A 23,141-nucleotide genomic window follows, 5' to 3' on the forward strand; every position below is an offset into this window, starting at 1 on the left:
GTGAAAGTTTTTTAGTGGTTGCTTCCTCGGATTGACGGAGATTGACTCTGGTTGACTTGGTTTGACTCTGATTGGCTGTTGATTGTCTCTAGGATTGTCGGGGTTTGAGTTCGGCTTTCACGGCGTTGATCAGTGCGTCTTGGGTTTTGGTTTTTCCTTCCAGCACGGTCAAGATGCGCTCATCGATGGAGTCTTTGCACAGGATGTGACTGATGATAACGGTGCTATCTTGTTGTCCTTGTCGCCATAGCCTAGCGTTGGTTTGTTGGTAAAGCTCTAAACTCCACAGCAGTGAAAACCAGATCAGGTGGGATCCACCTTCTTGTAAGTTCAGTCCGTGTCCGGCTGATGCCGGGTGCAGCAAACCCACCGTGAGTTCGCCCTTGTTCCACGCCCGGATCGAAGCTGCAGAGTCCAGGCGTGCGAAGGTGACTTTCAGGGTTTTGAGCCTTGCTTCGATGCGATGTAGGTCGTGTTTGAAGTAGTAGGCCACTAGTACGGGTTTGCCGTTCATGGCTTCAACCATGTCTTCTAACACGTCGAGTTTGTGGTCATGCAGGTGTACGGTTTGTCCGTCATCGGTATAGATCGCACCGTTTGCCATCTGGGAGAGCTTCGAGGTGAGCACAGCTGCGTTTGCAGCAGTGATTTCATCATCACCAAGGGTCAAGACCAGTTCGCGCTTGAACTTCTCGTAGTCTTTGGATTCGTCATCTGTCATCTGGACTTCGCGCTCAGCTTTGACAAGATCAGGCATCTCAAGGTGATCGGTTGCTTTCATCGAGATCGTCATGTCTGAGATCGCTTTATAGATGGCTCGCTCGGCATCCGGCTTTGGTTTGTAGGAAAAGATCACTTGTCCGTTTCTAGCGTCGGGCAAAAAGTAGCGTTCGCGGTATCCGGAAATAAACCTCCCCAACCGATGTCCCATGTCTAAGAGTTTGAACTCTGCCCACAAATCCATGAGCCCATTAGAAGCAGGTGTGCCGGTAAGACCAACGATGCGGCGCACGTGAGGTCTGGCTTTCATGAGGGCTTTGAAGCGTTTGGTCTTGTGGTTTTTAAAGCTCGAAAGCTCATCGACGACCACCATGTCGAAGTCAAACGGCAAGCCCGATTCTTCGATCAGCCACACGAGGTTTTCTCGGTTAATCACCGTAACGTCCGCACCAGAGAGTATTGCGGCACGCCGTTCACGAGCTGTACCCACGGCGACACTGATCGTGAGAAGTGAGAGGTGATCCCATTTCTTTGCTTCCGTCGGCCAGGTTTCCCGTGCCACTCGAAGCGGAGCCACTACCAAGACCCGGCGCACGAGGAATGCGTCGAAGAGCAGGTTGAAGATCGCCGTCAGTGTGATCACGGTTTTGCCGAGACCCATATCGAGTAGCACGGCAGAGGCTGGATGGTTTTCGATAAACGAGGTGGCGAAAGCCTGGTACTTATGTGCCTGATAGCGCATTGACCACACCTCCAATCTGACTCATGTCATCCAACACAAAAACTCGAAACCCTAACGTGCGCAGTTGTTTGTGGCGGGTCTGTTGGAGTGGGGTTGGTTTTCTGCCCGGTGCTTTCACCTCAACAAACCCGGCTTTTCCATCCGGGAAGAGGCAGAGCCGGTCAGGCATCCCGTTCATCGATGGGCTGACGAACTTTAAACACCATCCGCCACGAGCTTTGACGGTTTTGGTCAAGGCTTGTTCGATTCGTTTTTCTTCCATGGTTTTGGTCTCCTTGTTACTCGTGATTTTTGCTTGGGGTGTTATGCGGTGTTGGGTGAAACTTACGTCTATATATTTGGTCATCATCACTTCACTTAGGGTGTGATGATTTTCTTTTATGCGATATATAGAAATAGGCAACACCCATCAGCACCGAGAGGCTAAAACCCCTGATACGAATGGGTTTTCGGGTGTTTTTCGCTTAACATTTGCTCAACACCCGAAAAGCCCGTCTCACCAGTTATCCGGATGGGGTTTCGCGCTGGCTTAAGCAATGATCGACGTATTCGCTCCAGCATTCTTCAAACACCTCAAGGCATGCCAGGCAGGCGTGATGGTATTGCAAATAGCCAAGGATGCGTGCATGGGCGGCTTGGAGGTTTTTGGTGGTGTTTCTCGGAAAGGTCTCGAAGTCCGATTTCATGTCAGATGCAAGGTCGCGTTTCGGTCCACTTGCGGTGAGATAGTTTTCCAGCATGTAGGTGTAAAAACTCATAGGTATTTGTTCATCCTTTCTTAAAACAGGCCGTTGTCTTTGAGCTTGAGTCCGAACCAAAAGGTGCCGTTCTTGTTTCGGCGGCAGTCGAATCCTCGGCTGATGAGAGCACGCTTGAAATCGGTGTTGGAGCGTTTGTATTCGCCGAATTCATCGCAGTAGGCGCGGTAGTGCTCATAGAGCGCACCTGCTTGCTCGGTTGATGTGGGATTGAGTTCGCAGCGTTCGGCGAGGAAGTTTCCGATCCAGTCGTTTTCTTCTCGGTACTCCTCAATCGCCTGTTTGACACAAGCAGGTGGGGTCAGTTCGTATCCGGATTGGATGTATTTGGCCGCGCCGTCAATCATCCACTGCAAGATCGCACCGCCACACCTGTCTGCTAGGATTTTGGCGTAGTTTTTGACTTCGCCTTTCATGCCACGAAAGTTCGCCCGCAGCGGGATGACCAGGATACGGTCCCAGGTGCCTTTGTCGATGGTGCCGACTTTGGGCAGATGGTTGGTGTAGAGCACCGTGGTATGGGTGGGTAGAAACTCATAGGGTGCTTCGAACTTTTTCTCCGCTCGAATCGGGTCGGTGCTGGCGAGGTTTTTCAGAGCTGCGGTATCGAGACGTTTTCCCTCGGGTAGCTCGGCGGCAATGATCAGTCGTTTGCCGTGGGTTTCGGCCAACTCAGCACCCTTATTTTTACCGGAGCGCACCGTTAAGAGTTCTGCCGAGATGGTGCCGGCATAGTCTCCGAGCACGATGAATTTTGCGTTGTTGTAGGTGGATTTCCCGTTACCACCAGATCCGTATTGCACGACGAGGTTTTCGTTAAAGACCTCACCGATACTTTCCATGCCCGATTCTAGTTGCAGATAGGCTTCGAGTTCTTTATCTGAGCAGGTAAACCGCTCCAAAAACGCCAGCCACTCGTCCATACCCTCGTCATCGGGTGCGGTCTTGGTGATCTTGGTGCAGTAGTCTTTCGGGTCATGGGCACGTAGTTTTCCCGTGGCAAGATCTACCGTGCCGGCTGGTGTGTTGAGTAAAAAGCCGTTGGCGTTTAAGACTTTGAGGTCTTGTTGCACCATGGGTTTTAGCTCGGTGAGCGTGGCTTTGATGTTGGAGGATTTCCGCCTACCTAAAACGAACTTGTAGAAGGCTTCGGCTTTCTCGAGTTCCTCGTCACTATCGGCATCGTTTTTGAGCTTCCATGCCAGACACAACTGTTTATGGGTGAAGTGCTGCAAGGCTTTTTGCACCAAGAGTTCTTCGCACTTCCAGTACTTACCGGTGTAGTAGTGAAGGCCGAGTCCTTTGACATAAAGGATCTTATCTCCCATATAGTCGTAGAAAGATTTCGCTTGTCCCACATCGGTGAAGTCCGCAGGAATCAAGGCATCTTCGAACTCCATCGAGTTGTATTCGCTGGGCGAAATATAGTTCTTATCGGCCTTGATGGTGTTTTCATAAAACCCCAGCGCACTGGTCCAAATACTGTCGAGTTCGTCTGGATCAAGCGGTGGCTGGCAGTTTTGCGCCCGCTGCAGGAATGCATCAAAGGCTTTACTGTCATCGCAGCCGTATTTCTTCAAGACGATACCTGCGAAATGAGACATGGTGGAGTTACGCGCGCCCTGCACGATTTCTCGGCTCGATTGGCTCAGCCACTCATCAATACACAAGTGCCCGTCGAAGTATTCGACTTTCGGGTTGGGCACGCCGAAGAAAAACCGTGCCGCATCCAGTGCTTTGTCATCAAAGGCAGGAAAAAGCGCACGCACCTGCTTTTTCAAACTGTTATAGGCCTTGGTGGAGCGAACCGTAGATGCAAGCGGAAAGTAGACGTGAAAACGCGGGCGGGCTGAGCGGCCGTCTTTGTCCTTCATGTGGTTTCTGGAATACACCACATAAAAACGGACATCCGGATAGGCAGCTGCCACATCGCTCGGGGTTTTCCAGTGTGAGGCATCAAGGTCTTTGCTGAGCGGATCGGTCGGTGTGTTGTCACAGTCAAAGGGCAAACAGTCTGCCTCGGCAAAGGTCTTGTTGGAACGGTAGCCCTTGATGAAGCGTTTCCTTTGGTTGTAGCCGTCGTGATAGATCGCGCACACGTGATCAAACGCGGCTACTTGTTCCAGATCTGCTGCTGAGGTGATCTTGGCGATGAAGGGATAGCTGGTGTTTGTTTTCTTGCCTTGCACGTTTGCGTAACTCAGCCTCATGCGTTCGATACCTCCTCCATGTTCTCGGTGAAGTAACGGATCAGTTTGCGATGCTTTTTCGCGTGAACAATCTCGCGGCGCATGCCCTCACTCGGCCGGCCAAACACCCAAACCTCCATACAGCGATCCATCAGGATGCGGGCGAAAAACAAAGCCTTGGCACGCTCGGTTTTCTCATCCATAAACTGCGGCAACAAAAGGTGCGGTACGAGCGGAATGCAGCCTTCATCCACCGCAAACCGCGCATACCTGCGGGCAGCTGAGACGTTGTTTTCAATGTCGCCAGCATAGGCAGAAGCGATGTAAACCACCGGGTGAAACCCGAAGCGCGGCTCTTTATAGATGGCTTCATACGGGGTGGGGTCGGCGTAGCCTTCTTTGTTTCGATAATCGGTACTCATGCGCCCACCTCCTGTTCGACCTTCGGGTAGATACCGGCGGTTTTCAGGGTGTTGTAGAGGAAGAGGCGTCCTTTTTGCGTCCATTTGGTATGCACCGCAGAGCACTCTTGACCAGAGCTGTTTTGATAGGTGCTCGTGGAGGTTTTGGTGTAGCCACACTCGGCATACTGCTGGTACAACAGCCAAATCCGGCCCTGCTTAAACTGAATCCCCAGCTCATGCAAAAGCCGGTTCATACGCTTGGCACTCATCCCATAATCTTTGGCAATCACCGAAATGTTGACCGCATCTTGGCAGCTGAGCACAATGTCGCAATAACTCGCCTTCGGCTGTAACTCGGCAATCTGCTGGCTTTGAATCAGTGCAGTCATTTCCAGTTCTTTTCGAATAGCGCGCTCGGCCTTAAGCTCTTCAAGTGCTCGAATCAAAAAGTCCGGGTTTTCGAGCAGCTCATCGGTCGCATACAAACCGTGCTTGCGGATTGACGGCAGTACCTCAGCGGTGACCCAGCGTTTGAACTGTCTGGCTTTCGGCATGTGGCTCGAGAGAATCAGTGCGTAGAGGCCGGATTCGTTGATCACGGTTAGCTCTTGCGCTCCACCAAGGGTGTCACAAATCGTTACCCCCTTGTCCTCGTTATCGACGTGGTCGATGAGAGCTTTTCGGGGATTGCTGTAGCCGAGGATCTCGGCGACATCTTTGCCAACGAAGAAGACTTCTCCGTTGATCGTGGTGACTCGGATGCTTCCGAGTTCAGGGTGGTGGTAGTTGGTTACTTCTTTCATGAGTAACGCCTCCTTAAAAATTGGATTTGGAGGAGGCTGGATTGCTCCCTCCACCACTCCCTGAAGACAAGAAGGCGTTTTGGACGAAAACTTCTCAAAAATATTTTTTCGAACTTCGGTTGTTTACTCTTTCTGATAGAAGGCACACTCGTATCCATCGGCATTGAGCAGCAGGCCTTTTGCCCATGTGGGTGCTTGGCTCATTTGCTCGCAGATTTCTTCAACGGACAGGCTTGTGGGTGCTTCGATGACGATTTCGTCGTGGATGTGCATCACGATCTCTTGGTGCTTGAGCGTTTGCATGGCATGAGCGAGCAGGTCTCGGGCGGTGGCTTGGACGATGTTTTCGACAAACTTCGGACCATACGATTCGATGCATTCCCATCGCTTATTCACTCCGACACCCTCATAGGTGACCGATGTGCCGCCGAATTGGTTTTCTCCGAGCTTGGGTTTCACGTACGCCAAGCGTCTTCCAGACGGGAGCGTGACAAAGAGCATCCCGTGGGTGCATTGAAAGGTCAGTCCGTGGGTTTTACGGATTGCTTTTTGTCCCACAGCTTCGATTACGGCTTTGTCCACGTCCCGCCAAAACTGCGTGATATTCGTATTAGCAGCCCGCCATGCGGTCACAAGCGGTTTGAGTTCTTCTTCGCTAAGTCCCATCTCTAACGCGCCCATGGCTTTGAGCGCACCAACAGAGCCGCCATATCCGAGGGCGAGCTCTGCGATCTTTCCTTTTTGGCGAAGATGCGCATTAATCCCGTGTTTTTCAACCGGCACGCGAAACATCTGCGAAGCCGACGCACAATAGATATCCCCGCCTTTTGCGAAGACTTCTTGCCGCCAGGTCTCACCAGCCAGCCAGGCAATGACACGGGCTTCAATGGCGGAGAAGTCCGCCACGATGAGCTTGCGTCCCTCTTTGGGGATAAAGGCAGTACGAACCAGTTGCGAAAGCGTATCGGGCACGTCTCCAAAGAGAAGTTTCACGGCTGTAACGTCGCCATAAAGCACGAGGTTTCTTGCTTCGCCGAGGTCGGTGAGGTGGTTTTGGGGTAGGTTTTGCATTTGGATGAGCCTGCCTGCCCAGCGTCCGGTGCGGTTGGCTCCGTAGAACTGAAAACACCCGCGCGCTCGACCATCTTTGCAGACGGCTTCTTTCATGGCTTGGTATTTCTTCACGCTGGATTTCGCCAGTTGCCGCCGAAGCTCTAAGGCTTCGCGCAAGCGTGACGGTGCGGTTTCAATGAGGGCAGCAACCTGCTTTTTGCCAAGCGAATCGGTCGGCATACCGTGTTTGGCAAGCCAGTCTTTCATCTGCGTAACCGAGTTCGGGTTATCGAGCTGCGTGATGGCACGCATTCGTTCCATCAACTCAGTCTTAGAACAAGCATCCATCTCAATAGCTTTATCGACAAGACCAAGGTCAATCGCGACACCACGGTCATTGATGGTCTGGTCCAGGACGTATTCTTCCCAGATCACATCTGGCACGAGATAGTTAGCAAGCCGGTTTTGGATGGCTTGTTCGACCTCAACGTCACGCAGGTTATAGGCCTTGAATCGCTCCCACTTATCAGGGGCATGGTGAGGAAGGTTTCGAGTGCGCCCACCATTGACTTTCGTCGGCGTGCACGGCGCGCAAAAGTAGCGGATGAGGTCTTTTCCTTCTTTGAGCTTTTGCTGCTCTAAACCAAGTACCGCACCAACCCCTTCAAGGGAGAGCGGCAAGCCCATAACAGCAGACCACACCATGGAGCAGCGCCAAGAAGAAGGAGAAAGGTAGCCATCTTCGAGTATTCCTTGATGCTTGAGATAGCTGGAGAGGCAGATGCGTTCGAAGTTCGCGTTAAACGCCCATTTCACGACCCGCTCATCACGAAGCGCATCAAGAATCTCAAGCGGGATGGTTTCGCCTTGTGCCACATCGATGACCTGAACGGCTCCGCCATCAACTGCGTAAGCAAGCAGGAGAATCTCAAAGTCAGGGCTTTCAGCGTATTTATAGACCCCAGATTTTCCGATATTGACCGAGGAGTAGGTTTCTAAATCAACAGAGAGTGTTTTCATGGGTTTCCTCCAGAAAGAAAGAGGCAGGCCACCATGATGGATGACCTGCCCTTCCAAGGTTTAAGGGTGTTACTTGTTTTTCTTGTCCAGCCGTGCGATCAGTACGTTGGCAAAGGCTGCGCCGAAGCTAAAGCCGACGGCCAAAGACAAGATGAGCTGGGTGGCAAAGTCCAACAGATAGGTCATGGGTCGTTCTCCTTATTGGGTTTAGCCGAGGAAGTCGTCCGTCTCATCGGTTGCAAAGTCATCGGCTGCACTCATGCGCCCACCCAACGGCTCACCGTCACGGATCTTTTGCAGGTTATTCAACCCACAAGCGATACCCTTATTGCCATTGGAGTTAAAGGCGTAGAAGTTGATTGAAGCGCGCCCGTAAACTCCGGAGTAGACCTCGGAGCTATCAAGGATGTCGTTTCGATCCGCATCCACAATGCCGGGCTTGGTCGCTGAGTTGGCGTTGAGGAAGTAGGCATTCGCATAGGCTTCATCGTCAGGGCGCTCCACGTCACCATCCCGAAGCGGTGTTTTGATCACAGAGAGTGCCGGCACGCTTCGACCGTTTCCTTTGAGCTTGGCTTCACCTTCCTTATAAGCGGCCTCGATGGCGGCTTTGATCTTATTTACCGTGACCACATCGCTTTTGGGAATGATGAGGGACACCGAGTATTTGGGTGTCCCGCCGTTGATGGATTTGGGCTGCCAGACATTGGCATAGCTCCAACGGGTATCTGGTCCAGTGATGACTTTCATCGGGTTCTTATAGGCATTGGTTTTCATGATTAGTTTTCCTCCTTGAAATCGTCTTTTGCGGTTGAGAGTGCCGGACGTTTATCGCTATCCGGCACAAGAGTTGGTTTGCCTTGCGGCTTTTCAATCAGGTCAGCTAGTAGCTGGTCGAAGCGGGTTTTGCCGATCAGTTTTTGCATGGCGGTAATCCCGAGCAGTTTCTTCTCGAAAGGATCAAAGCCAGCCTTGGTGATGACTTCGGCGACCGCATCGGGGTTGGTATAGCGGCGGTTGGATCTGCCTTCGACCACCTTGAAGCCCGACCATGCTTTGCCAGACATGGCACGCGCAAGTGCATAGTCTTTGATGTCTTCAGCCCAACGGGCAAGATCATCTAAGACCGGCAGGATGGCTTCGATGTCTGCATCAGAGAGCTTCGGTGGCAGAGCAAAATCATATTTAGCGAGTGCGAGGTTTGCTTCCGCGCGAGCACGGCAGTCCACCTTGGCTTTACAAAACCCGCACCACGCGCCAGCCGCATACGCACCCTCACCGGCAAAGGCCAGATCGGCAGTCGGTTTCAGCGTGGTGTCTGCCCAAGCGAGAAGGTCTGTCACGCTCATCTCGAAAGTAGAAACATTCTCACGCCGTGGTTGAAAGATCGTCATCGAGACGCTCTCAATGTCGTAGATCGCAGCGAACATCTCGTAAGCTCCGAGTGCGTAACACATCATCTGGGGATTGTGATCAGCTTCGACGAGCACGCCTTGACCGTGCTTGTAGTCGATGACACTGAGTACACCATCAGCGATAATGACCGCATCTGCCGTGCCAAAACCGTCTGGCACCCAATGAGAGAAATCCAGCCGCTGCTCGATCAGCACCACCGGATCAGGCGTGGCTGCCTTAGCGCATGCGACTTGCTCCATGACAAAGTTCGCATAGTCTTCGGCGCAGGTTTCCATCTCCTCGTTGTAAAAGGACAGGTTCTCGCGCGGGTCGCACGCTTTCATGCCGAGAGCTTTTTTGAGTTTGTACTCGCACAGCTCATGAGCATCCGTGCCTTCCAGTGCATAATTGGATGCTTGATCGGGATAGGCAGAGGCGAGCTTGGCAGACGGTGGACAGTGAAGCCACCGATGCGCACTCGATGCCGACAAAAACGCGTGCTTAGTTGGCATGGAGCACCTCCGCGTCTTTCAACAGCGCAAGGTAGTCCTTGGGATTGACCTCAGACAGCCTGCTGGCTCCATACTTTTCAATCAAGCCACGTACCTGATCGGTCATTCCCTCACGGGTTTTCTCCGCCAATACCGCACGGACTTCTTCCAGTGTGGGCACAGCTGCGAGCTTTGGCTGTGCTTGAGGATCAGGCTCAGCAGGTAGCGTGTCTTGCTCTGGTGAGCCGAACCACCGCTCCAGATCGTCAGCCAAGTCGCACAGGGTTTGACTACATTCCCGAAGCGCGTCGATGGTTTCGATATACCGCTTTGTGTTTGACATCGAGTTTTCCTCCTTTCTCACTTGCCGCCAGTTTTCTTGTCAGGTCTTTGGTGATGATCGAGATCGCAGCGAGCACTTCAATCAGCTCGTCTCTCGATACATCCGGGCACACAGGTTTTCGTTTCATCGGGATTCCTCCTTTCTAAGAGCCGTCTTGTTTCGCCCTCACCCCTCCCTGAAGACTCGGCAGGGATTTGGACGAAAAAGTGAGAAAGAATTTTTTTTTAGCCACCAGAATTGACTGATAGGAGCATGTCTTTTAGCTCTGGGAAATCGTTCTGAATACGTTTTAATAACTTCTTGATGCGATAGTTGAGAGTCGTGCGCTTGATACCAGTCAGCTCAGCGATTTCGCGCTCACTTTTCTGGGCATACCGATACATAAGGAGAGTGCGTTCCTCTTCGGAGAGATCTGCAAACATCCGATCGATATAACTCCACAGCGTCTTTCTTGCCAGCACGCCTTCGGGTGATTCATAGGTGCTACTAGCCAACACGTCGTGGTAAGTGAAATCCTCAGTCCCCGGAAGACGGGTATCCATCGAAACCCAACGACCATCTGCACGAAATGGACACCCATCACAGATTCCGTCGCATTGATTGATCCGATTTTTGGGACAATGACACTCGTGGTGGTACTGCATCTTCGCGCGGATGCGCGCACATTCCCGTTCGTGCTCTTTCTTGAATTCCGGGCTGACCTCAACGAGACCATGCCCCCTGAAATAAACCTTTGATTTGTTGTTTTCTTTGTTTGACATTGCTTGTCCTTTCCGCCTGATCGCGGATAAGGAGCGAGCAATGAAAAGAGCCAGTGCTTGATACACCAGCTCCTAAGAAAACCTGCCTGAAAAAAGGGCGCACTAAGAGAAGGTGTAAAAGCTTCTCTTCCACGGCAAATACGGCTTGATTACCGATTTGACTGTTGAAGAGCTCTTTTCACCATTCGCCCTATTCGAATATCAGGCTTGGTTACATGAGATTTTTTGAAATGGCCCCGAAGGGCTGCGGGCAGGTTGCTCACGCGTGAGAACAGGTCGCCGCCCGCATAGCAAGAGCGACTAGTAGTTACTTACGCTTCGTCTTGCTGGATCGTGTCTGCGCCAGCGCACTGCCGGCCACAGCCTTGGACGCTTTGGAATAGCGTCCATCGGTCAGAATCTTTGCCGCTTGAGATGCCACTTTGCGGCTGGTTTGTTTCCGATTTGCCATGAGTTTTCACCTCCTTTCGCTTATGTCTATATTTTCTTTAAAAAGATTAGGTAATGGAAGATGGACTGTTTTATCATTACTTATTTATCCGATAATGCTTGAAGTCAGCCGAGTAATCATTTAAGATATATGGGTAATGGATTATTCTCAGTTTTTAGATTACTTGGAGGTGTTTGGATGGATAAAAGCTATTTTGGCTTTGTAAATAATCAGTGCAAGGTAGAAAAAGAAGAGGTTCTCGATAGGACTCATGGTGAAATTTGTCCTCGTCTTTTAATTAAAAAACTTCCTGAAGAAACAGTGCGTATGAGCTATGTAGTAGGTGAAGGTTTGAGATGCGAAAACAACACCACGAGTAAAAATAATATTTTGGGTGAATTCCTTGGTTTAACCAATGGAAGCTTTTCTGATTTAAAAATATTTATGGAGAAGTATGGTTTTCTATTTCCGCTACCGAATGAAGACGATTATGTGGTTGTAGAGCATCAGCAAATTTTTTTAATTGCTAGGCGTTTACAAGCCTTGATGATTCTGTTGAACTATCAAGATTTAGATGGGGTTGCAGAGGACTCTGATGTTTCAATCTGCTCTAAATTGCTAAATGCAATTATAGACATTGCTTTTTTAACGACTTTTTCTCTCAGAATTACTGATAGAGAAGTTGTCGAACCTTATGCGTATCCAATACTTAGAACAATTGAAGGCTTCGCTTCTTTTCATGAAATTACGAGTACGAGGACAATAGAAATAAACGGCCTTCACACGCCAGTCTTTGAAATTGCGGATCATGTGGTTGATGAAGGGAATAGCACTATTCCTTATGAAACCTATAACAAGTGGATAGATAGCGATCAACGTTCTAATTGGGCAAAAAATGTAATGCGAATTTTTGTATCTAATTACAAACTCCAGCAGAACCACAACGATCAATTGTTCATTGATTTACTATTCCATCTAACGCTTGATTTGCATGTAAACGATCCTGATGAATTTGAGTCCTACGACGACCTTGAATCAGTATTGGAAGATTGGATCTCTCAAGAAGATACGAAACTGCGTGTAAAGACAATAAAAAATCTCTCTCGTTATTTCATAAAAACAGAGCTGGATCATGCTTTGGAAGGAATACGAGCTGAATATAATGAAACTAAATTAGCTCCCGACTGGAAGCTTCCCTCTCTTTACTCAGCAATATATTTTTCGCTTTTCTATATGGACTCTCGCGAAGTTATGTATAGAAAATGTGCCAACCCTTATTGCCAGCAATTCTTCGAAGTGTATAAAACAAATAGCAGAAAAAAATATTGTTGCACTGCATGCAGCAATGCAACAACTCAACGTAGGTATAAAAAAAGAGCTAGGATCAACAAATGATCTTAGCTCTTCTCTAACGATTCAATAATAGCCTTAGACAAAGCGATGATTTCGTTAGTATTTCCTTTGATTTTATTTGACATTAGTGACTTTACGTCAATAAGAATCCCTTGAATTCGCGAATAGGTCATAGGGTTAATGTCGTAATCTTTCCAATCCGCAGTCGCTTCGCCTATAGCCAAATATTTCTCTCCAGAAAACATCGGGGCAGAGTGCATGTTATACGGCATTAAAAATGCGTTGTATATCTGCATCCCATTGCTACGTTCAGATTCAAATTTGGAATCTGTAGCCACATATTCGCCATAAGAGATTTGCTTATTGATAGAAGATGAATTGGGCAAATCTTTTGGCAGTAGAGAAATCCCGTACTTGTAGTATTTTGCATCAAGTATGTATATGTCTCCGTCCGATACCATTATCGTGTCTGGCTCAAGCGGATGATTCTCTCTTTGCACACCAACTCGCAATTTCCATGTTGTTTTTGGAAAAAATCTCGACTTATCAATGTTTCCAAAAGTACTCTGGATTAGGCGCTCCCATACGTACTCAAATGAGTTTGTTCCAAAGTAAAACTGCTTGGGATCATCTTCAGTATTACAAAAATTCAAAATATCCAGCATAGCTTGAAATAGTTTTTTATCACTATCCCTATTCGTCTGAAGGAATTTTGACTGAAGGTATTTGAGATACGTTGTGTTGTCATGCTTACGTATAGGTTTAACCGGTAACGGAAGGTTATAAATCCATCCAAGTTTTAAGTAACTTTGGTATACGCAGTATCTATGGATCTCGGTGATGAGGTCTTTATCGGTATCGTTATGTGTTTTAACTCGTTGCTGAGGATAGACAAAACCGTTCTTCTGGACTATCGGTTTTTCCTTTTTGATAGTTTGACTCCAGCTTATAGGTCCCGACGTTCCCTGTGCATACTTATCTTCTTTGATGGTAAACTCTCCGTGGTTTAAGTAATCAAACATCACGTAGAAATATGATTGAACAGGGAATCGCACTGTCTTCAGTAACTGTTCATTAGAAAAAGTAGAGATCTGAGATTGCTCATCATTATACTCCTGTAAAACAGTGACGAGCTGAACAATCTCGTCTCGGACATCCTCTTCGTTATCAGAAATCTGATAACCAATAGGAAAATTAACAGTCAACTGATGTTGCCCATCAATCAGTTCAGATTTTATACCTACGAAAGTATCACCTTCCTTGTTCGTAGCAGTTCTGCATAGGTGAACAATCGTATTGGAAATTTGCTCATTAATGCCGGTAGACACCATTTCTCACCCCACTTTCTTGTGAGTTTCAGCCCATCAAGGTTCCTCAGTAACAGCAGAATCTTGCTTAAGTAAATCTTTTACATCAGGGCTAAAAATATTGAATCGTGAAAACCCTGAACTAGCATTGAACTGATCAATAACCTCTTCGAGACTAGTGAAACGAGAATCAAACACCTTATCGCGGTTAAACTTGAATGCGTCATCCCACAGGTATTTAATTACCTTTTCTCCGAAAAACAAGTAATCCGACTCAGATGAGGGTTGCAAGGTTTCATCTCCAATAAAGTAAGCACCAAGCCGTTTATCCTCCGAAGAAAGTGTGACAGCGTTGTTGGTTAGAATTTGACTATTAATAACGTTAGAGAATGTCTTCCACGTAATTCCAGTATCTAAAATAGGAGTCTCAGCATGATGGGCTTTGCTTATATCGTTCTTTATCATGCGCATATTCCATCTTCTTTGAAATGCCGTATCTAAAGTGAAGACGTTCTGATCGGCTGTGTTCATCGTTGCTAAAATCCAGAGGTTGGATGGAATATAGACAGGCTCTTCTGTGTCGCCGAATACGGCATCGGCAATCATATGGTTGGTGATCGCATAGGTGCTTTTACCTGTGATATCACGATCCAACAGTTGAAAAATCTCGCCAAAAATTGCGGGAGCATTACCTCTGTTGATTTCTTCAATAACTAAGAAGAAAGTCTCTGTTGGTGCATCAAATGCTTTTCGCATAATACGAACAAACGGTCCTGGGGTGAATTCATAAGTGATAGCACCATCTTCTTTAACTGTGGGTAGTATCTGTCCCACGAAATCCGTATTCATATAGTCTGGATGAAATACAACTTTTTCCATATGCGTGTAATCATCGCAGTACTCTTGCTTAATAGTGTGGCTCTTACCAGATCCAGGGACACCGTATAGCAATACGTTTTTGGCCGTTTCAGATTGAGAGATACGTGATGATGCATTTGGCTGTTCAGCTGCCACTCTTAAATGCTTTGAGTTGCAGAGACTTAGATACGAGTCAACCCGTTTGGAATAGGATTTAATGATGTCTTCTAATCCTGCTTTTGGCACTACACCGTTTTGATCAGAATAATCGAAATGAGAGGAGAGCCCCTCTTTTAGGGAGCTTCTCAATATTCGTAATGCACCTTTTGGTTCTACGTCTCCTTTAATATCAACCGGCGTACCATCTTCAAGGATAGCCTGATAGATACCAAGTTGATTGAAGACAATATCTCCCGTTTCTTTCTCCTGCAACTTAAAAACAGCTTCCTCAGAGAAGTTTGACAAAAGGTTTAAGAAATCTAGTTCTTTACGGTTGTCAACAGAGACAGAGGACAATCCAATCCAATTGAGCAGCACTCGATCAAATGCGTCTTTATCTTGCTTCATAAGAAGATGGACGACATCAATGTTCTTTGTATAAAGTAGTTTCTTGTCGAACCTTTCTTTTCCAGTTCGCTCACTACTCGCTGGTTTATTTTCAACAAAATCAACTTTCGCAAGTCGCCAGACTAAAGCTAGAGCCACAACTAATGCCTCAAGTTGAGACTTAACAAGGCAATTATTGTTGATCGTCTGAAGGAAATCGGCGTCAGATACTCCTGATTGATTATATGTGCTTGAATATCTATCTATTAGCTTTTTTTGCCAGACGGAATCAATGGCAAGTTGTCCATTTCCAATGGATTCAGAGTAGTGGATAGTACTTGCCCCATCTGAAACTTCCCATAGCATAATTGTCAAAGCCAAAGTAGCTTTTGGGTGAGGCAAAGAGGACTTTATCCCCAGTTTCAAGTCAATCTCAGGATATTTTTTTAATTGCTTAGGTAGTACGCTCATTGTTCACCTCGTATTTGCTTAATGATTTCTTTAGCTATAGCTTCACCTAATAACGGAGGAACTGCATTTCCTACCTGAAGCATTTGCGAAGACTTTGTTCCATAAAAGACAAAATTATCGGGAAAAGACTGCAACCGAGCAGCTTCTCTAACAGTTATGGCTCTGTCTAAAAAAGGATGTACAAATCGCCCAGAGGAGGGGGTATCAAACCTTGTAGTGATAGTTACCGAGACCTCGTCTTTGCGTATGCGTCCCCATGTTCCACTGTATATAGATTTAGTTAAATGCTCTTCTGGAAGACATTCTTTTCCCCGCTCTGGTGGAATCATCCGCATTCTTTCTAAAGCCAGAGCCGAATGTCTCGTCGCAGTGTGATTATGCAGGAGAGAAGACTGGTATCTCATTTTCTTTTGATACTCTGACTGCGGATCAAATCTATAGTGCTCTTGATTCTCTCCTTCGCCAGAGTTCAGGTAAGCCAGATCACTAATGGCTTCCCAAGTTGATGTCTTGTATTCTAGTGGTAAGGGTAGCGAAGGAACAGCATCACCTAAATACCCTAAAATAAAAGCTCTTCTTCTGTTTTGTGGTACGCCAAAATCAGCAGCATTTAATATTTGAGCGTTGACTGTATATCCCAGATCTCCAAACAACTTAATGATTTCAGCCTTAAAAGACCCATTATTAGTCGTCAGCAAGTTGGGAACATTTTCCATCAAGAAAAATGTCGGTTTCAGGTAAGCCACAACTCGAACAAAATGTTTAAACAGATAGTTTCGATCGTCGTGGATCGATTTCCTTTTTCCTTTTTGAGAAAATCCCTGACAGGGAGGACCCCCTATCACGATATCCGTCTTCCCTAAATACTCCTTAAAAGTAGCTTCTATAGGCAAATCGCGTATATCTCCAACCACCATATTAGTCTTTGAATGGTTGGCTTTATATGCCTGAGCAATCTGGGGATCATATTCGTTCGCCATCAGAATATTGAACCCTGCTTTTTCAAAACCGAGGGAAAGACCGCCAACTCCGGCAAATAAGTCAATCGCATTCAATCTCATAGATTTACCTCTTGCATACGCTTAGAAGCGATGCCAAAGTATTTTTCATCCAGTTCTATACCAATAAAGTTTCTATCCAATTGCTTTGCAGCAACACCAGTGCTTCCGCTTCCCATAAAAGGGTCTAAAACGACATTTCCTTCATTAGTTAGGAGTTCAATGAAAAATCGCATTAAAGAGAGCGGCTTTTGCGTCGGATGCTTTCCAAAACGTCTTTCACCATTTGCAGCAACACCGGCTTCCACAAAATCGTGAATTACTTTTCCGTTATTGTTAAAAGTTCCTGTCTTTTTACCGTAAGTAAAATACACCCAAGCTTCAGTCGAATTAACAAAATGAAGATGCATGTTCCTTGGCATCGGATTTAACTTATGCCAAATTCCAGTTGTCTTATAGTAGAGACCATGTTTTTGAGCTAAGCGAATGATGGTTTCTACTTTGATGATCGACATAAAGACAATCATTGAGCCACCCTTTTTCAATAGCTTTACGGCTTTCTCAAAAAAGAGATCCATAGACTTTTCCCAGTCTTCTGCAGAGAGGTCGTCCCAGCCAGCACTACCAAAAAAGTTATCCCTCATTTTTTTGAGATTCGTATCCCGATCCTTCATGAAGTTGCCCAAATTATAGGGGGGATCAGTTAGGATTAAATCAACGCTACCTGCAAGAAGTTTTTCCATGGTTACAATGCAGTCGTCGTTATATAAAGTGCAATCAGCCATTGTGTGCCTCTTCGTGAGAGGTCTCCGAAGTGCAGACGTTCTCTACTTCAACAATGTCACTCAGCTGGCATTCGAGACACTCGCAAATTCGCACAAGCACGTCCATGGATACGTACTTATTTTTTCGAAGCTTAGAAAAAGTGCTAGGAGCGATATCCGTCCTAGCTTGAAGCTCTGATGTTTCAATCTCAAGATCAATCAGGCGTTTCCATAGCCGTTTATAATTTACCGACATATCACACCCTCCTTCTTTTTGAGTTTACCATGTTTATTTCGAGTTTTCAACTATTATTTTCTATTCTCAGGGAAAATCTATGAGTTTATGCGATGCTACAAAGGGACGCTATTATGGATTCTAAGACTAAGTAAAAGAGCTTTACGATGTCATTCTGCGGAGATTCTCAAACCTTTTAACGCAACCTCACACAATTTAACGGCGACAGTCTGCCGTACGAAAACGCCGAGCCTGAACAACCAGACTCGGCGTTTCTTCTCTTATTTCACATGCAGTTATCACCGCTGAAGCCTCTAACAACACACTCTCCATGCGGCTAAATCCCTTGATAACAGGATGTTTTCGCCCTCGAAGCACATTTCTGAACTGGCGTTAGATTGTATAGAGTGTGGACATGCCTTCTCAATGTAGATCATCTTGATCTGCCCGTAATAATGTTTCTGTAGAATTTTCAGCACTTCAAGGTTGTCGCCCTCGATGAACACGTTCTGAGTAGTGTCCCAATCGATGGAGTTTTCTTTATCGGGCATCAGGGTTGCCGTGGTGGGCGTTTGCGCCGCTCTAATAGCGTTTGCCTTGCCTGGCCATGTAAGGCCGAATCTTTCGCGGGCGTCATCAACGTCGACTCCGAGGATGGTTTTGAGCTTTTCGATGTCAACTTTCCCGTCGGCCACGATCTCCGGGAACAGTTGAGCGAGTTTGTTCGCCGCCTCTGTCGTGAAATCGGGTGTTGTGCTTGGGATCTGATTAATCATATCTGACATGAATTGCTCCGTTGCTTAAAAGGTTGAAGTCTGGGGGTCACTATGCGTGCTCATGGTTTTCACCGCATGGAACGCTACGCGATGTAGCTAGGGCGATTTGTTCCAAGCTGCAATCGAGTGCTTGGCAGATGTGGGCGAGGACGTCGGTGGTGACGTTGCCGTCACGTCCGAGTTTGGCGATGGTGGCTGGTGATAAGCCTGTGGCGTGGCGTAGATCCTCTCTGGTCATGTCGCGGTCGATGAGGAGTTTCCATAGTGGTTTGAAAGTGATGATCACGGTTGGTCGTCTCCTGCTTCGTGCTGGTCGGTTTCGAGGTTCCAGGCACGGCAAGCTGTAGCGCATCGGCCAGCTCGTAGAACTTCATCACCCTCCTACCCAACGAGTCTCACGGTTTCTCACGGCAGCCCCTCACGTTTTCTCACAGCTCGGCAGACCCCGGTTTCTAACCTGAAATCAGGTATTCGGAGCCCACCAAGTATCCACTACAGCCAAATCGAACGCCCGCCGCGAGTATCAGAAGTGACGGCGCAAGCGGGTGTTCGGAGCTGACTTCCATCTCCATAGTACCCGGAAATGTCACTAAAGAGACGGAATCGGTCGTTCTAGTGCATGAACGAGCCCGGTACGGACGAAGGAGGTGATGAAGATGGCGAGGAATAGGAAGTAGCCATCACCTACATGGGCACCACCACCGGACACAAATAGGGCAGGCTAGAAACCTACGGCGGGAAACTCACCGAAAACATCATCCAGGCCACAGCCCGCGACCTCCTCGTGTGTGGCATGACCAATGTTGCTGCTGCGGGGCATCGGATAGTGATGCACGTGCATGACGAAATCATCATCGCCGAACCCACCGACTCTGGCTTCACCGTGACCCTGGCATGCCAACTCATGTGCGTTTTACCTGGTTGGCTGCCGGCCTGCCCCTCGCTGCTGACGGGTATGAATGCTCTTATTACCGGAAGGATTAGAGCAGGGATAGGAGCCAGCCATCTAGGACGGCGACGAGGGTGAACAGGAGGGTTCCCCGGGCGAACGCTGCCAGATGTTTACGTGGATTACGGTAAAGCTCGGGGTTGTTCTTCGTGCCGGTGAAACGTACTCGTTTGGAATGTCTCCACCAGAGAAGGTCAATCACCAGCAAATCGAACAGATTTAGCGCCTGCCCTAAAAACAGAACATTCAGAAAGTTGCCGGTAAAGCCTGCTTGTTTTACCGGCAAGCCCGCCAGGAAAAGAACCACGCTGAACACCGGCAGACTGGAAAGGAAAGAGAGCACTGGGGAGGTTTTCTTTCCAGCGTTATCTGTAATCTCAGGCCTGCCGTGTACTGCGTCTTGTGCTTCGCTTGGGTAGGAGGACAAGCTCCGAGCATTCTTTACGTCCGTGCCAGTACCTAGGAAGCACGTCAGCCAAAACACTAGGCATAACACTATGGCTTCAACGTACAACATTCCCGCTCCTCCTAGTGTTTTGTGCTACAGCACGCAGGCTAAAAACCAATCACGCTGCTTTCCCATTATCAGGCAACCCCGCCAATGAAATATGACGACTTCTCGTTCACCCGTCCGGATTGGGGTGTGTCCGAGGGCGTATGGGCTAGAGCCTATCCAATTGTAGCTCCTTACCGGGACTGGTTTTGAAGCCTTGAGGGGGTTAACTCCCAGAGGGTTTCTGGCTTCCCGTTGAGAGCCACTGACTCGCGGCGACCGTCGCAAATACTCCATCTACGGGCTCTCAAAGGAAGGAGCCCAGCCATGGGACATAACCAGTTACAGGTGTTTACTAATAGCCGTTTCGGCACGGTACGTACCGTCGAGGACGATGCGGGCAGGGTGCTGTTTTACGGGCGGGATGTCGCTACCGCGCTCGGTTACGAGAATCCAGGCAAGGCAGTACGCAATCATGCTCGCGCCGATGGGGGTCCAAAACGTTACCCCATCATTGACGTGCTCGGACGACCCCAAGAAGCAGTATTTATTACTGAGGGGGACGTGTACCTGCTTATCGCCTCATCCAAGCTATCTACGGCAGTCCAGTTTGAGTCGTGGATATTCGACGAAGTACTGCCCAGTATCCGAAAACATGGCCTCTACGCTATCGATGCTCTGCTTGATGATGACGACCTTTTGTCCTCCTCGCCCTACTCAGGCGACGTGCAAGCGAACGTGGAGCTGGCCCGCCAATTCTGTGGGTTCTCAGTGAGCTCGGGCAAGATTCCGTTCGCCCCACACCTTCTGTTCCCGCAGTTCATGGATGACGCCAATCCTGATCAGCGTGAGTTGGCGATGTTTATGAGCCGTGTGCTGCTCGCCAAGTGCGAAGCGCTGTGGGCATACGTGGGTCACGTTAGCCCTGGTGTGCGCCTAGAGATTGGGTGGGCACGTGACCTCGACCTGCCCATTAAGCACTTCGATTCTAAAGGCGAACTGCTGATCACGATCATGTCGAGTTTGGCTCAAGAAGAATCACGGTCTATTAGCGAGAACGTCACCTGGGGGCATCGGCGTTGGTGCGCTGAAGGTAAAGCCCTGTTCCCGTACTCTAACTTTCTTGGCTACACCAAGAATGCTGACGGGCAGATCACCGTCATCTTCAAAGGCCTGCCAGTCGAGTGAACATTGAGATCCTCTTATAAGCACACCCATTAATTGGGATAACGGGGGCTAATGCGATGTCGTTCTTTGCAATTCCAGAGCAAGGGATGGGCGGAGGATTTTCTTGCCAGTGATGTGCAAGAATTGGATATTGCCGATGAATTTTTGCATCTTTCCCACTCATTGGGTATTGAACGAGGGCTCCCGTTCACCTACGCGTTTCCATCCGGATGCTAGTCGACTAACAGAAGTACCGATCCCAACGAGACCGCGACGATTAGGACAGTCAAGATTATTCCGAGGACGAGGGCGCGCCCTCCGGACTTAATTACGTTGCGCAGGTTTACCCCGGCTCCCATTGCGCCCATCGCTACGGTGAGCAGCATTGTAGCTACTGTGCCTCCTAAAATGCTGAAAGCGCTGTTCACGGTAGAAATACTGGCAAACACTGAAGCTAATACTACCGCAATTAGGAATCCCACCACGAATCCGGGAATCAGGGGCGGGCGCTTGCCAGAGCTGGCTTTCTCAGCCTGTTCGTGGCGTACTTCTACTACTCGCCGTTCAATGATTCCTACGATTGCCACTACGATAGCTAGGCAGGCCACGCGTCCCAGCTTGGTGGCGGTAGCCAAATCAGAGATTGCTGGGTCATAAATATTAGCCGCCGCTACTACCTGGCCGACCTCGTGAATAGAAGCCCCCAGCCAGACAGCTGCTTGAGTGGGAGACAAGTGCAATGCGTTGGCGGCAGCGGGCAAAGCGGCAAGGCAGATAGTCCCGAATAAGGTAACGCAAGCGATAGCGGTAGCAACCGCGTCATCGGCGTCCTCGTGACTGCGGGCAGAAACCACTGGAGAAATCCCGGCAACGGCCGAGGCTCCGCAAATGGCGGTGCCGGAAGTGGTGAGGATCCCGGTGGCGTGACTGACCCGCATAAAGTATGTAAGCAGGTAACCCGCCACCATAGTGACCGCCACCGCGCAGATGATAGTCGCAATCGTGCCGGCACCTAGCGTGGCAATAGCCGGTAGCGACAGACGAAAACCAAGCAGCACCACCCCGAAGCGCAAAATAGTCTTCGCTGAAAAAGCGATTCCGGGTTCGCAGACAGCCGGAATTAGCTTCGTGTTGCGGACTGCTACCCCCAGTAGGATCGCCACCAGCATTGATGACAGCAGGGGAACAAATAGATTAATCAGCCAGGCGATACCGGCGACTACGCACGCGTAGACTATTCCGGGCAACAAGCGTTTGAAACTATTCAAAAAATCCACTTGCCATATATATCACAAGGTTAAGGCGATTCGGTAGCAAGAATGCGGGATAGGCTTGTCTCGTTCCCCACAGGTTGACCGGAACTGCAACTTTAGTCAGGTATTACTGCAATTTTTACGCCGACCCGATTGTGTACTGCCTGATAAGCTTCATGCACTTTTGAAAGCGGGAAGGTGTGGGTGACAATCTCTTCCACATTTATCGCTCCCGATTCGAGGGCGCGAATGGCTCGTTTTACGTCCCGGCGCCGCGCATTAGATCCCCTGGTAACCTGCAATTCTTTACAGTGAATCAGGTTAGACTCCATCTGGGTCATCGTGCCTTTCGGGAATCCAGCAAAGTAGTTGACTCGCCCTCCGTCCCGTGCAAGTACTAAGCCATCTTGGGCTAATATCTATCCCAAAAGCCGCTGACCTGCTAGGTTTAACGAAAAAACGCTTTATGCCTGGACTTACCAGGGCAAACTACCGGCTTACAAAGTCGGAAGAAGCAAGCGGGTCAACCTTACGCTCACGCGCGGTATTTTTAATCCATCCCTTGAGCTGGACAGCACTATTAATTTTCACAACAACACCTCCAAGTACTGCGATACCAACCCGCTAAACCCCAGCTGTTCGGCATAGTTCGCCAACACGGACAGTTGCTTATCGCTGCGACGCACATATCATTGCATGGCTTGGGGCGGGCGTGGAAGCGGGCGCTGGGGTGCGTTTTGGGTGCTTCGATTGGGTCGCGAATAGTGCTCTAAGGGGGTGGCGCCAAAAAGTGTGGCTTGCGCCGAAAAGTATGAGTGCCGCCAAAAGGTGTCAGGTAGACAGAGAAGTGCGGGATTCATTG

The 23,141-nt window shown here is 48.7% G+C and carries 24 protein-coding genes; 2 read left to right on the plus strand and 22 right to left on the minus strand.

The features are described 5' to 3' along the window. Window positions 1–88: 88 nt before the first annotated feature. The 13 genes from G445_RS0102340 to G445_RS11645 form a co-directional block, all read right to left on the minus strand. On the minus strand, window positions 89–1,462 hold the full coding sequence (locus G445_RS0102340; protein ID WP_022865964.1) for a DEAD/DEAH box helicase: 1,374 nt from the start codon (window positions 1,460–1,462) through the stop codon (window positions 89–91). Continuing rightward, window positions 1,443–1,724, minus strand: a complete 282-nt coding sequence (locus tag G445_RS0102345) for a VRR-NUC domain-containing protein (RefSeq protein ID WP_026420877.1) — start codon at window positions 1,722–1,724, stop codon at window positions 1,443–1,445. The genes G445_RS0102340 and G445_RS0102345 overlap by 20 nt, the downstream gene beginning before the upstream one ends. Window positions 1,725–1,965: 241 nt before the next feature. Continuing rightward, entirely contained in the window at window positions 1,966–2,220 is a 255-nt protein-coding gene (locus G445_RS0102350) for a YozE family protein (protein ID WP_156825526.1), read from the minus strand. Between the two features lie 20 nt (window positions 2,221–2,240). Then, window positions 2,241–4,430, minus strand: a complete 2,190-nt coding sequence (locus G445_RS09270; RefSeq protein WP_022865967.1) for a phage/plasmid primase, P4 family — start codon at window positions 4,428–4,430, stop codon at window positions 2,241–2,243. Next, entirely contained in the window at window positions 4,427–4,831 is a 405-nt protein-coding gene (locus G445_RS0102360; protein ID WP_022865968.1) for a DUF7768 domain-containing protein, read from the minus strand. Before G445_RS0102360 ends, G445_RS09270 begins: the two co-directional genes overlap by 4 nt. Beyond that, window positions 4,828–5,616 (minus strand): phage antirepressor, encoded by a 789-nt coding sequence (locus G445_RS0102365; protein ID WP_022865969.1) that lies wholly within the window; start codon window positions 5,614–5,616, stop codon window positions 4,828–4,830. Before G445_RS0102365 ends, G445_RS0102360 begins: the two co-directional genes overlap by 4 nt. Before the next feature lie 123 nt (window positions 5,617–5,739). Beyond that, on the minus strand, window positions 5,740–7,689 hold the full coding sequence (locus tag G445_RS0102370; protein ID WP_022865970.1) for a DNA polymerase: 1,950 nt from the start codon (window positions 7,687–7,689) through the stop codon (window positions 5,740–5,742). 207 nt (window positions 7,690–7,896) lie between these two features. Continuing rightward, window positions 7,897–8,466, minus strand: coding sequence for a DUF2815 family protein (locus tag G445_RS0102380; RefSeq protein ID WP_022865972.1), 570 nt, complete (start codon window positions 8,464–8,466; stop codon window positions 7,897–7,899). Between the two features lie 2 nt (window positions 8,467–8,468). Further along, window positions 8,469–9,596 (minus strand): DUF2800 domain-containing protein, encoded by a 1,128-nt coding sequence (locus G445_RS0102385; RefSeq protein WP_022865973.1) that lies wholly within the window; start codon window positions 9,594–9,596, stop codon window positions 8,469–8,471. Beyond that, window positions 9,586–9,918: a hypothetical protein gene (locus tag G445_RS0102390; protein ID WP_022865974.1), complete on the minus strand. Its 333-nt coding sequence runs from the start codon at window positions 9,916–9,918 to the stop codon at window positions 9,586–9,588. The genes G445_RS0102385 and G445_RS0102390 overlap by 11 nt, the downstream gene beginning before the upstream one ends. Beyond that, complete coding sequence (locus G445_RS11640; protein WP_169511052.1) at window positions 9,866–10,045, minus strand: hypothetical protein; 180 nt, start codon at window positions 10,043–10,045, stop codon at window positions 9,866–9,868. The genes G445_RS0102390 and G445_RS11640 overlap by 53 nt, the downstream gene beginning before the upstream one ends. 97 nt (window positions 10,046–10,142) lie before the next feature. After that, on the minus strand, window positions 10,143–10,679 hold the full coding sequence (locus tag G445_RS0102395) for a sigma factor-like helix-turn-helix DNA-binding protein (protein ID WP_040430263.1): 537 nt from the start codon (window positions 10,677–10,679) through the stop codon (window positions 10,143–10,145). A gap of 307 nt (window positions 10,680–10,986) precedes the next feature. Next, window positions 10,987–11,130: a hypothetical protein gene (locus tag G445_RS11645; RefSeq protein WP_022865976.1), complete on the minus strand. Its 144-nt coding sequence runs from the start codon at window positions 11,128–11,130 to the stop codon at window positions 10,987–10,989. A gap of 177 nt (window positions 11,131–11,307) precedes the next feature. On the opposite strand from G445_RS11645, the gene G445_RS0102405 reads away from it, so the two are divergent. Continuing rightward, window positions 11,308–12,504, plus strand: coding sequence for a hypothetical protein (locus tag G445_RS0102405; RefSeq protein WP_022865977.1), 1,197 nt, complete (start codon window positions 11,308–11,310; stop codon window positions 12,502–12,504). A 2-nt stretch (window positions 12,505–12,506) separates the two neighbouring features. Here G445_RS0102405 and G445_RS0102410 read toward each other — a convergent pair whose 3' ends face one another. The 8 genes from G445_RS0102410 to G445_RS0102445 form a co-directional block, all read right to left on the minus strand. Next, window positions 12,507–13,793: an LlaJI family restriction endonuclease gene (locus G445_RS0102410; protein ID WP_022865978.1), complete on the minus strand. Its 1,287-nt coding sequence runs from the start codon at window positions 13,791–13,793 to the stop codon at window positions 12,507–12,509. Between the two features lie 33 nt (window positions 13,794–13,826). Then, entirely contained in the window at window positions 13,827–15,644 is a 1,818-nt protein-coding gene (locus G445_RS09275; RefSeq protein ID WP_022865979.1) for an McrB family protein, read from the minus strand. After that, window positions 15,641–16,705: a DNA cytosine methyltransferase gene (locus G445_RS0102420; protein WP_022865980.1), complete on the minus strand. Its 1,065-nt coding sequence runs from the start codon at window positions 16,703–16,705 to the stop codon at window positions 15,641–15,643. Before G445_RS0102420 ends, G445_RS09275 begins: the two co-directional genes overlap by 4 nt. Continuing rightward, a complete protein-coding gene (locus G445_RS09280) occupies window positions 16,702–17,427 on the minus strand; it encodes a DNA-methyltransferase (RefSeq protein WP_022865981.1) in 726 nt (241 codons plus the stop codon). The genes G445_RS0102420 and G445_RS09280 overlap by 4 nt, the downstream gene beginning before the upstream one ends. Further along, window positions 17,420–17,662, minus strand: a complete 243-nt coding sequence (locus G445_RS0102430) for a helix-turn-helix domain-containing protein (RefSeq protein ID WP_022865982.1) — start codon at window positions 17,660–17,662, stop codon at window positions 17,420–17,422. The genes G445_RS09280 and G445_RS0102430 overlap by 8 nt, the downstream gene beginning before the upstream one ends. A 293-nt stretch (window positions 17,663–17,955) precedes the next feature. Next, a complete protein-coding gene (locus tag G445_RS0102435; RefSeq protein ID WP_022865983.1) occupies window positions 17,956–18,426 on the minus strand; it encodes a hypothetical protein in 471 nt (156 codons plus the stop codon). A gap of 40 nt (window positions 18,427–18,466) precedes the next feature. Next, complete coding sequence (locus tag G445_RS0102440; RefSeq protein ID WP_022865984.1) at window positions 18,467–18,703, minus strand: helix-turn-helix domain-containing protein; 237 nt, start codon at window positions 18,701–18,703, stop codon at window positions 18,467–18,469. Window positions 18,704–19,397: 694 nt separating this feature from the next. Next, on the minus strand, window positions 19,398–19,793 hold the full coding sequence (locus tag G445_RS0102445) for an ABC transporter permease (protein ID WP_245855155.1): 396 nt from the start codon (window positions 19,791–19,793) through the stop codon (window positions 19,398–19,400). Between the two features lie 393 nt (window positions 19,794–20,186). Between G445_RS0102445 and G445_RS11880 the strand changes: the two genes are divergently transcribed. After that, complete coding sequence (locus G445_RS11880) at window positions 20,187–21,047, plus strand: DUF7768 domain-containing protein (protein WP_084676411.1); 861 nt, start codon at window positions 20,187–20,189, stop codon at window positions 21,045–21,047. A gap of 212 nt (window positions 21,048–21,259) precedes the next feature. On the opposite strand, the gene G445_RS0102465 is transcribed toward G445_RS11880, so the two are convergent. Next, entirely contained in the window at window positions 21,260–22,303 is a 1,044-nt protein-coding gene (locus G445_RS0102465) for a YeiH family protein (protein WP_022865987.1), read from the minus strand. Window positions 22,304–23,141 lie beyond the last annotated feature (838 nt).

Source organism: Actinotignum urinale DSM 15805 (genome assembly GCF_000420445.1).
Lineage (GTDB): Bacteria > Actinomycetota > Actinomycetes > Actinomycetales > Actinomycetaceae > Actinotignum > Actinotignum urinale.